This window comes from Acinetobacter sp. LT1 (assembly GCF_059800965.1).
Genome location: NZ_JBBAXE010000028.1, coordinates 1 through 10,655 on the forward strand (window position 1 = coordinate 1; position 10,655 = coordinate 10,655).

A 10,655-nucleotide genomic window follows, 5' to 3' on the forward strand; every position below is an offset into this window, starting at 1 on the left:
ACTGCTTCAATTTTGAATTCTTCAGGGTATCGTTTACTGCTCATAAGCACCTCGTTAATTAGCCATTTTATCTAACTAAAAGGTGTCTACAAAATCGGTGGCTATTCAGGTAATGTTGAACTTACAAGGATTTCTAATGAAGCTCGATTGGGCACGATTAGCTACAAGGAGGCTATGGAGCAACTTGCTAAGCAGAAGTTACCCCCAAGCTTAAGAGATGCATTGAAGGAGCAAATCGACAAATATAATGAAGCTTATGAAAAGGCTGATAAGACCAAAACAGCCATTAAATTGCTTGGTATTGAAGTTACTTTAACGGGTAACAAAGCACAAAATGCAGCAATTGAGCAGCAGAAACATGCTGATGCCATCAAGAATACAAAACAGGCTGCAGATGAGGCTCAAAAGTCCTTACAGAAAATGTATGCAGATAAATTGTGGGATACGCAATTTGTCGAGATAGTAATGAAAAAGGGTTTTTCTGAGTCTCAGGCTAATGATTTACTGAAGCTTTATAAAGATTCATTAGCTAAGGGTCTTAAGGCAGCAGACCGAGAGGCTATGAAAGCATTAACGGATACTTGGAAAGCAGAAGAATCAATCAAAGCCATCACGGATGCTAGAACTGATTCAATACGTGAGCAAAACAAGGAGCTTAAAAATCAGCAAAAAGTACTAAATGTAAATGCGAAAGTCCTAGCAAATGCTTCAAAATTCGGCTTTGCAGATCTGGAGTCTAAATACAAACTTCCATCAGGAACATTATCCGCGATTCATATGATCGAATCTCGAGGTAATGCAAAAGCCTATAACAAAGAAACCGGAGCCACTGGTGGATTTCAGTTTCTCGAAGGTACTGCCAAGCAATATGGCGTAAAAGACCGCACTGATTTAGCACAATCTGCTGAAGGTGCCGCTAAGTACATGTCTTATCTTTTGAAGCTTTTTAAAGGTGATTTAGAAAAGGCTGTACGTGCATATCATGCAGGTGAAGGCAATGTAATGAAGGGTAAAGGTATTGGTAAAAATAATAATCAATACTGGAAAGACTATCAAAGTTACATGGCTGGTATTAATGGCTATTCTGCTGGTGATATCTCATCAAAAGACTTTGATAAGCTTATTCAAGATACCACTAAAATGGCCGAGGAGCAGGCAAAACTTCGTCTTCAATTAGAGAATGAGGTTGCTAATCAAGTAACAAAGATTAGGTATGATCTGGCCAAAAAACTTGAGGATGTTGATAAAGCTAACTTTAGCCCAGAACGCAAGGCCGAAATTAAAGCAGAACTTCAAGCACGTGCAGATAATGATATTGCTATTGCTGAGCAAGCTACAAAGACTAAGCTTGATTCATTCCGAGACTACACAAAGACGGAAGAGCAAATATTAAAAGATAGCTATGCCAAGCGTCAGTTTGAGGCCGAGCATGACCTAGATTTAACTAAAGATCAGCGTAAAGAGGCTGTTGATCTATTAGCTCAACAATTAAAGCAAGAACTTGGGTTAATGCAATTAGCTCAGGAACAGCGTTTATTTCAGGCACGCTTATCATTGCTTTCCGAAACTCAAGCCATGCAGGAACGTTACAGACTAGAACGGGAGGAAATTCTTAAGAATACCAAGCTTTCTATAGAAGAGCGGCAAAAGCTAATCGCATTGTCTAAAGCCAGTCAGGATAAAGAGACTCGTGATAAGGTGAATAATGCTGTTCAAAATTGGGGTAATATCCAAGCCGATATGAATGGTACCGGAGAATTTTTCAGACAGGATCAGGAACGATTTAGCCGTTTAAATGCTGCAAATGATTTAGCAGATAGTCAATTTGCTGCTACTGATCTTGATGAAAAAAATGGTTTAGATACTCTAAATGCACAAATGGAAGCAGGACTCATTAAGCAACAGGACTTCGAAAACCAGAAAACAGCAATCATTCAAGCTGCTCAGGACCAACGCAATCAGATTGCTGCCGAATATGCTCAGAATGCTCAGGATATTGAAGATAAATATCAGCAAGATCGTTTGAACACCCAAATTGCATTTGGTGGCCAAATGATGGGTTCACTTACATCGATGTTTGGTTCAATGTTTGGAGAGCAATCTAAAGCATATAAGATCATGTTCGCCGCTGATAAAGCTTATGCCATTGCAGCTGCTGGTATTGCGATTCAGCAAAGCATTGCTCAGGCAGCAAAGGTAGGTTTTCCAACAAACATTCCTTTGATTGCTAGTGCTATTGCTCAAGGTGCAAGCATCATTGCAAACATCCGGGCAATCAAAGATCAAGGTTTTGCTGAAGGTGGTTATACAGGTCGGGGTGGGAAATATGAAGTTGCGGGTGCTGTGCACAAAGGCGAAATTGTATGGTCCCAAGAAGACATTAAACGCTGGGGTGGAGTTGGTTTAGTTGAGAAAATGCGTAAGAGTGCAAATCCTGAAGCTTTTCTCAATAACAATGCCTCGGGTGATAGTGTCATGCGCCGTGCAATGATGAGCTCTAATGCCTTTATAGAAAGCCAAAAGCAATCGGACATCTTTAATCAACCGGTTCAAGATACTCAGATTATCTATAAGGGTAATAGAGACACACCTAAGTTAGCATCTTCGGCAAGTTCTGACCTATTCCATGATGGCAAGGTCTACTTTTCATACAATGGTTTAGTTCAGGATCGCTCAAATCTGGATGATGTTCAGGACTTCACGAGAGGTCAAGCTGCTCGACCTCAAGCTGAGATTATGCCTTCAATTGAACCTTCTACACCTACTATCAATTTCAAAATTGAAGTGATTAATCAGGTGAGTGGAGCAACAGTTGAAGCCGAACAACTGGACGAGCAAACAGTCCGGATCATTGTTAAAGATGAACTGGATAAGCAGCTTCCAAGAACGGTACCTAAGCTTGTAAGTGATCAAATCGCAAATCCAAACTCAACCATTAGTCGGTCTTTGACTGAGAATACGACAGCGAGAAGAAATCGTACTTAATAATTTGAACCCTTTTCGGAGGGTTCATTTTCATAATATTTAAATTTCAAGGTGATAGAGTTTGTTGGCATTAAAATTGATGGTTAAGACATGAAAAAAATAATTGTAATTTCTATAACACTTTTAGGCCTTACGGGATGTGCCATTCCTGCGGTAAATAATCTCGTAAGATCCACAAATATGTATCAAGATGAAATAGCAGGTGATACAGCGAATTTAAGGGTTTATAGAAGTAATGTACCTATGGTGCAGTTCTATATTAGTTATCAAAATAATAAGGGTGAAAAAATTTCAAAAAACCTAATAACTAAGCAGATTTCAAATAATTTATCAAAGTATGGCTCTATGCATGAGCCAAAAAAATTAAATATGCCTAAACCCACAATCAGTTTAAATAATGGTGAAGAGTTTTTTGAGTTTAAAGTACCCGCAAATAAGAAGTTAACTTTCAGGCTTACTTCAGTTATTGGGTCAACTACTATGTATAGTTGTGATGTAAAAATGGACTATCAGTTGGAAAGAAATGGAAATTATGAATTGATCCGTTTTAAACAGATCAAAGATTTTGTGAATCCAGTTTTACTGACTGAACCATCTCAAGATGGAGCTTACTGCAAGTTTGTAGTGAAAGAGATTTTTGAAGATGGTAAAGAAACTATTATTAAATCGATTTCTTAATGTTAAATCGTTTATGTAATTAATTTAAATATCTAAACCTTATTTCATCAAACCACCCTTCGAGGTGGTTTTTTATTACCTGAAGGAAAGTTATGTACAAGTTAAAGCTAAATCCTCAGACCAGCGGCTATGGCGTAACACCGGGTGATGATGTGAAACGTCAGCAAATGGATGGTGGGCGTGGTCGCTATTACATCGATGTGAAGCGTAATAGCCATATTGTTGATGTGAACTGGAATTTAAGTAAAACCGATTTCAATAAAATGATGGCGTTCTGGCGGGTCTACCAGAATAAACCAGCCTCATTTTATGCGGATCTGGTGATTGATCAGGGAACACGTCAGCAATACCTGTGTAACTTCATTCCGAACTCGTTCAAGACCAATGAGGTGAATGGCAACCTTTACCGGGTAAATGCACAACTCGAAGTTGTTCAAAACCAGCCTAACCTTGCTGCAGATATAGCATTAATTAAAGATTGGGAGGTCTGATGGATAACGAATATGCCGAATTCTTTTTCAATCGAAAAGTTGATATTTATCAACTGGAATGTATTGAACTCTCACACCCTTCTTTTATGAATACTTACCGGGTAGTCCGTAATGATGACCGAGGGGTGTATGTTCAGCACAATGAAGGTGAAGGGCAGGTGCTTTATGAATACCTGCCTATGACAATTCAAAGATCCGGAATGCTGGGTGATCTGGACCAGACATTAACAGTCTCTATATCTGGTTTAGGTGATGTAATGCCGGATGAGTTTGAACGGGTAATCGAAGGCCAATATCCCGATGTAAAGCCAACAGTAAATTACCGGATTTACAGTTCAGACAATCTGAATTCTCCAATGTTTTATTTACTCGGACTGCAACTCTCCAGTGTTGCAATGAACCATAAAGCTGTGACATTCAAGGCTGAATCACCAAGATTAAATACTGCGAAGACTGGAGATATCTTTTCGCTTGATCGTTTTAGTGGTTTGAAGGGGGCTATATGAAGAGTCACGATCATTTGCTCGATAAGCAATATGACGAGGAACACTACAACTGTGTTCACTTCGCGCATGAAGCTGCAATGGATCTATATGATATCGATCGAGGAGAGGCGCTTGAGTTTTTTATGAAGCCCGTCAAAGAGAAGGTATTTCTGCCATCAAGATTGAAGTTACTAAATCCATTGCCCATGCCCAAGGAAGGCTGCATAGTCGCCTTTCACTCTAGATACCGAAACAAGCCCCCACATGTGGGGCTTTTTCGTTTGGGGCGTATTTTGCATTTGCAGGAATCAGGCGTTTCATGGATGCCAATTCAAGTCGTTCAAGCATTTGGATTTAATCGTGTGAGTTTCTATGATTAAGATTATTTATAAACAAGACCCTTTATCCGAAGACAAAACAATTGAACACGCTGAAACTTTGGGTCAATGGCTTACTTCAAAATATGACCATATGCCTGAGCATGTCCGTATTTTTCATACCATAAGCAATATGGATCATGCGGAAATTTCATTTGCGAATGAAGTCACACCGAAGAATGCATATGAATTAAAGCAGCTCGATTTCTTGCCAGGCACTTTCATTGTAATTGAGAATCCCAAGGGTATAGACCCCATAACTCTAGCTTGGATAGCGGTTGCTTCTATAGTTATGGGTGTGGCTGTTGCATTATTAATGCCTGTGCCCTCAATTACCCAAACCAACCAGAATAACAATCAATCCTCGTCTGCAAATAACGAATTATCAAACCGTGAAAATAAAACTCGCGTAAATGGTCGTATCGCAGATATTTATGGTGCCGCTCACGATACCCCTGATCTGATTACTGTGCCTTACAAGGTATATGAAAACAATGTCGAAGTAGAGCATGTTGTTGGTTGTATTGGTCGTGGTCACTATAAAATTAACGGTGCATATGACGGTGAAACCAACATTGTTGATATTGCCGGCGCATCGGTAGAAGTCTTTCGACCGGGTGTCGATATTGTCTCGGGTGAGCCATATTTCTCGCTTGGTACCGAAATTACAACTCCACCCTTAACAGTTCAGCATCAAACTTCTGTTAATGGCCAAGTTTTACGTCCTGCTGATACACAATCTTTAGAAGGTACGAACTACCTTCATTTTGCATATCCAAACGAGATTCTTCGGGCAACGGCAAACAACACAGATTTAACCACTAAGTTTGTAAGTAATGACCGCGTAGAAATCACGAATGCCTCATTCACGTTTAACGGCCAGACTTATGATTTAAACGGCACTTACAGTGTTCTATCGGTAGCTGATGATCGAATGACGTTATCAAATCCGGCGGCCGTTAATGCTAACTGGTTAAAAGTTAAAGAGTTAAGTGCCCAGCAAACAGCAGCTTTATCACCAAAGATCAGTTCAATAGGTGAAAAGTGGATTGGTCCATTCATTCTGGACAATGTCGAACGAAGTCGGGTGCTATGTAACTTTGTGGCCACAAATGGACTTTACACAGTTTCTTCAGGTGGAAATCAGGGAGCTGTAAACGTCACGATTGAAGTAGAAGTAACGCCGGTAAATGAATCGGGTGCAGCCATTGGTAATCCAATGCTAAAGCAGATCATTCTAAAGGGTTCGGCAAAGTCACGTCAGACAGTTGGCGCAACGCTGGATATGGTGACATTTCAAGGTCGCTGTAGTGTCCGTGCACGTCGTTTAACACCAACACCGGCGGTTACAACGGTAGTAGATGAAGTAAAGTGGCAGGCGCTTTATGGTGCTTATCCTTTGCAAAGCACAGTGTATGAACATGAAACGGTTTTTCGTGCGCGCACTTATGCAACCACTGGAGCTTTATCTGTTAAGTCCCGCAAGATCAATTTTGATCTTCAGCGGATGTTACCGACTTTTAAAAACGGCGCAATGACGACAGAGCTATTTCCAACATCAAGCTTTGCTGATGCATTGGTTTCAATGGCACTGGATGACAAGATAGGCCGCCGTACGATCGACGAAATAGATCTGGAAAATATCTATCGGACTTATAACGATGTAGTTGATTATTTTGGTACACCACTTGCGGCTGAGTTCTGTACTACGATTGATGATACAAACCTGTCTTTTGAAGAGCTGGTCACCAATCTTTGTGATGCCGTGTTTTGTACTGCATATCGTCAAAATAATAAGCTCAAGCTTTATTTTGAACGTCCAACTGATAACTCGGTAATGCTATTTAACTTCAGGAATATTATTCCTGATAGTTACAAGCATGATCTTACCTTTGGCGTGATGGATGACTACGATGGACTGATCTATGAATACACGGATCCGGCCGACGATAGTCGTATCAATATCTATCTACCGGATAAAGGGGCCAAGAACCCCAAAGAGGTGAAATCTGTAGGTGTGCGTAACAAGTGGCAAGCTCATTTTAATGCGTACCGGCTTTGGAACAAGCTTCGCTTCCAGCGCAAATCCATTACCTTTGATGCGGCACCAGAATCAGAATTACTGGTTTTACGTGACCGGATTGCTGTAGCGGATTATCGCAATGGTATTCATCAAAGCGGCGAGGTGGTACAGCAAGAAGGTTTAATTCTCACCCTAAGCCATGATGTCGATTTCATTGCAGGCAAGAGCTATGTGATCTATCTGCAAATGGGGGATGGTACCGTGGACCTGATTCCCGTTACGCCGGGTTCAGCCAAGAACAAAGTAGTTTTAGGGCGTTTACCGAACGGGGCCTTAAAGCTTAGTCCCGATGACTTTGTGAATACTATCTACACCGTAGTTAATGACGATACCAAAGGCTCACTGCCTTATCTGGTTGCAAAAAGAGAACCGGCTGACCAGTTCTCTAATACCATTACTGCAATTAATTACGATGAACGTTATTACCTCAATGACAAGGACTTTATTGATGTGCCGGTTGATGATTCACCGATTTACATTCGATATGACCAGCTGGATATTAATCTGGCACGTTTATATCAGATGCAAAGAGGGGATTTGCCAACGACTGGAGAAATCAGTTTTGTAGTTGAAGCAGGTGCACTAGTTTCAAGTTCAAGTTCTTATCGACCGGAAACCAGATTTGTCTATAAATTCGACTATAACTCTAGTCCTGCAAAACGAGAGTATATCGTTCCAGCTGCATCAGAATTACCTGCTATTGATACTGGTGAGTTCCCACCTGATCTCGTGGTAAATTTGACTATTAAAGGTGCTGTTGTTGGACGAGGTGGTGATGGAGGATTGCCACATTTGGCATTTGGTGCATGGTCTACCGATCCGGATTACAACTTTACCAAAACCCGTCGTGATGGTTTTCAGGGAGCACCCGGTCTATTAAACCGGCACAGTAAACTAAACCTGATTATTGATGGTGGAACTCTGGCTCGAGGCGGCTCAGGTGGTGGAGCAACACCAAGCGGTATTTATACAGGATTATCGTATGGAGTTCAGGGTATTCCCGGTGGAGCTGGAGCACCTTTTGGTCGGGTTATGACCGGACAACCTATTACTAACGATTCACAAGACTGGCGTTGGTACTTAAATGGTGACTTTATGGTTGTCAAAGTAACCGATGCCGAAGCTTCGGTACCCGGTAAAGGTTACCGAACCCAAAATGATCGTTATGGATCTCCATTATCAGGTGATGGCGGAAATTGGGGCCAACGTGGCACCAAATCCACCAATGATGGAACGTGGAACTGGCAATACCATGGCACAACTGAAGGTCAGCCGGGGCCGGGTGGACCTGCAATTGTTGGGGTGGCACCGCTTACAACTCAATTGATTAACGGAGGGAAAATCTTACAAACCCTTTAAACCTTAAGAGAACTTTGAGCACCCAATTCGGGTGCTTTTTTATTGCCTAAAAATATCTGGAGAAATTTATGGAACCAGTTTCCACTAGCGGTTTTACAGCACTTTTAAAATTATATGGGATTGCAATCATGGTGACTTTAGCAGTCGGTTTGGTTGCAGCAGTTGTATTAATGACTCGTATGCCACGCTCACCACAAGAGTGGGGCGTAGGCTTGATCTGTACTGTTGTATCAAGTCTTGCTGGCGGCTCATTCATTATTGTGAAGTGGGGGCTTCATGAATGGGTTACTGATGTATGGGGGATGATTGCTCTGGGTGGTTTCTTCTTTGTTTGTGGTTTACCCGGTTGGGCTTTGGTCCGTTGGATTTTTAACTTCATAGATAAACAGGAAGGGAAAACGATTGTTGAAGTGATTAAAGAGTTTAAGAAAGCCAGAAAAGACATTGAAAACAGCTAATGCCGCCTTCGGGCGGTTTTTTACATCTGAAGGAAACCGAAATGAACATTGAAAAATATCTTGATGAATTAATTCAGCGTGAGGGCGGGTACGTAAATAACCCAGCAGATCGGGGCGGTGCAACCAAATACGGTATTACTGAAGCTGTAGCACGTGAAAACGGCTATAAGGGCAATATGAAAGATTTGCCTCTTGATATGGCCAAAGCAATTTATCGGAAACAGTACTGGATAGAGCCACGTTTTGATCAGGTTAATACTCTTAGCTCTGCAGTAGCTGAAGAACTTCTAGATACTGGAGTGAACTGTGGTATCAACTTTGCTAAACCACTTTTACAGCGTGCTTTGAACTTGCTTAACAATCAAGGTAAAGCTGGGTATGCAGATTTAAAGGTTGATGGGGTTTATGGATCTGAAACTCTTAGAGCTCTAAAAACTTATCTGGCCAAACGCGGGAAAGAAGGTGAGAAAGTGCTTGTGCGAGTTCTTAATATCATGCAAGGCCAGCGTTACATTGAAATCTGTGAGCGCAATCCAAGTCAAGAACAGTTTTTCTATGGCTGGATCAGCAATCGAGTGGTGATCTAAATGGCTCAAGCAGAAACAGTAACAGAGCTTACGCCATATTTAGAATATTGGAGCAGCGGCATCTATATGTTTAAGTGCCCCGGGTGTAAATATTTACATCCTTTCCATGTAAAAGAGGGCGCACATCATAATGGTAGCATTTGGAATTTTAATGGTGATGTCGAAAAGCCCACATTTACACCTTCATTACTTGTTAATGACCATTATCCAGCAAGCCGATGCCATCTGTTTTTGACTGAAGGGAAGATTCAATTCTTGACTGATTGTCATCATGAGCTCGCTGGCTTGACCGTTGATATGGTGCCAATCGATGTTTAAAATTTTGATGTTATGTATCCTATTATCAGGATGCTCAGCTCATACAATCAATAGTGATGTGAATATAGTTATTTGTGTAAAAGCCCTCTAAGGAAGGCTTTCACAGTTTATGCATTTTTGATATTAGCTAACTGATTATTTTTACTAAAATAAATACATATTAAAATAGCAATTAATATTACTCCGGATGCTGCAAAACGGCTTAAGTCTAACCCTCCAGCGGAAAGGGGCTTATCTAAAAAGTCTCCAACCACAGCACCCAAAGGACGAGTTAAAATAAAAGTACTCCAGAATAAAAATGTTCTTGAAGCAGAAGTGAATTTATACAACAACACCATCAATAAAATGAGTGATGAGAAAAGAGCAATCCCGCCACTATAGCCTAATCCAATCGTATCTGCTGACCAGTCACCAAGAGCTGTACCCAAAGTTTGACTAAAGGTAATTGTTAACCAATAAAAGACTTCTGATTTAGGTTTATTAACGGTATGAGGGGAGACGCTGCCTTCAACTTTATACCAACCCAATAGTGAGAAGATGACTAAGCCGAGGAGTAAGCTACTTCCTCCACTATAACCAATACCTAAAGATCGAGTGACAAAGTCTGCTAATGTTGTACCAACAGTTGTACTCGCAATAATGGTAAACCAATATAAATATGGTTTATAACTTTTTGCCTTAATTTGACAGATCAATAAGATAATAAAAACTATGGCAAAAATAAAAGAGAGGTGGATCAGGAAATTTGAACAACACTTATAAGTGATATTTTGCTCCCCAAATGATGTTATAAACATCAATATATGGAGTATTTTATGGCACGTAGACCAAGAA

At 40.7% G+C, this 10,655-nt stretch carries 9 protein-coding genes and 1 pseudogene; 9 read left to right on the forward strand and 1 reads right to left on the reverse strand.

Annotated elements, in window-relative coordinates; all coding sequences use genetic code 11:
- Positions 1 to 126: 126 nt before the first annotated feature.
- The 9 genes and pseudogenes from WBW42_RS18570 to WBW42_RS18610 form a co-directional block, all read left to right on the forward strand.
- A pseudogene (locus WBW42_RS18570) lies at positions 127 to 2,985 on the forward strand (lytic transglycosylase domain-containing protein); the annotation flags it as partial.
- Positions 2,986 to 3,075: 90 nt separating this feature from the next.
- Entirely contained in the window at positions 3,076 to 3,663 is a 588-nt protein-coding gene (locus WBW42_RS18575) for a hypothetical protein (protein ID WP_032007552.1), read from the forward strand.
- Between the two features lie 92 nt (positions 3,664 to 3,755).
- Positions 3,756 to 4,154, forward strand: coding sequence for a hypothetical protein (locus WBW42_RS18580; RefSeq protein ID WP_005138788.1), 399 nt, complete (start codon positions 3,756 to 3,758; stop codon positions 4,152 to 4,154).
- Entirely contained in the window at positions 4,154 to 4,660 is a 507-nt protein-coding gene (locus WBW42_RS18585; RefSeq protein WP_032006859.1) for a DUF1833 family protein, read from the forward strand. Before WBW42_RS18580 ends, WBW42_RS18585 begins: the two co-directional genes overlap by 1 nt.
- Complete coding sequence (locus tag WBW42_RS18590) at positions 4,657 to 5,019, forward strand: hypothetical protein (protein ID WP_000835156.1); 363 nt, start codon at positions 4,657 to 4,659, stop codon at positions 5,017 to 5,019. The genes WBW42_RS18585 and WBW42_RS18590 overlap by 4 nt, the downstream gene beginning before the upstream one ends.
- Complete coding sequence (locus tag WBW42_RS18595) at positions 5,012 to 8,458, forward strand: host specificity factor TipJ family phage tail protein (RefSeq protein ID WP_032006860.1); 3,447 nt, start codon at positions 5,012 to 5,014, stop codon at positions 8,456 to 8,458. Before WBW42_RS18590 ends, WBW42_RS18595 begins: the two co-directional genes overlap by 8 nt.
- 68 nt (positions 8,459 to 8,526) lie before the next feature.
- Positions 8,527 to 8,916 (forward strand): hypothetical protein, encoded by a 390-nt coding sequence (locus WBW42_RS18600; protein ID WP_000433908.1) that lies wholly within the window; start codon positions 8,527 to 8,529, stop codon positions 8,914 to 8,916.
- Positions 8,917 to 8,957: 41 nt separating this feature from the next.
- Positions 8,958 to 9,503, forward strand: a complete 546-nt coding sequence (locus WBW42_RS18605) for a glycoside hydrolase family 108 protein (RefSeq protein WP_032006862.1) — start codon at positions 8,958 to 8,960, stop codon at positions 9,501 to 9,503.
- Complete coding sequence (locus WBW42_RS18610; protein WP_032006863.1) at positions 9,504 to 9,821, forward strand: ubiquitination-like system serine protease family protein; 318 nt, start codon at positions 9,504 to 9,506, stop codon at positions 9,819 to 9,821.
- Between the two features lie 107 nt (positions 9,822 to 9,928).
- Here the strand turns inward: WBW42_RS18610 and WBW42_RS18615 are convergent.
- Positions 9,929 to 10,655, reverse strand: a 727-nt coding sequence (locus tag WBW42_RS18615) for a COG4705 family protein (protein ID WP_498479055.1), incomplete at its 5' end; no start/stop codon positions are given.

Bases quoted from the DNA above. Each gene is read 5' to 3' on its own strand.
- WBW42_RS18575 (WP_032007552.1), top strand. From the start codon at position 3,076: ATGAAAAAAATAATTGTAATTTCTATAACACTTTTAGGCCTTACGGGA.
- WBW42_RS18585 (WP_032006859.1), top strand. From the start codon at position 4,154: ATGGATAACGAATATGCCGAATTCTTTTTCAATCGAAAAGTTGATATT.
- WBW42_RS18595 (WP_032006860.1), top strand. From the start codon at position 5,012: ATGATTAAGATTATTTATAAACAAGACCCTTTATCCGAAGACAAAACA.
- WBW42_RS18600 (WP_000433908.1), top strand. From the start codon at position 8,527: ATGGAACCAGTTTCCACTAGCGGTTTTACAGCACTTTTAAAATTATAT.
- WBW42_RS18605 (WP_032006862.1), top strand. From the start codon at position 8,958: ATGAACATTGAAAAATATCTTGATGAATTAATTCAGCGTGAGGGCGGG.
- WBW42_RS18610 (WP_032006863.1), top strand. From the start codon at position 9,504: ATGGCTCAAGCAGAAACAGTAACAGAGCTTACGCCATATTTAGAATAT.
- WBW42_RS18590 (WP_000835156.1), top strand. From the start codon at position 4,657: ATGAAGAGTCACGATCATTTGCTCGATAAGCAATATGACGAGGAACAC.
- WBW42_RS18580 (WP_005138788.1), top strand. From the start codon at position 3,756: ATGTACAAGTTAAAGCTAAATCCTCAGACCAGCGGCTATGGCGTAACA.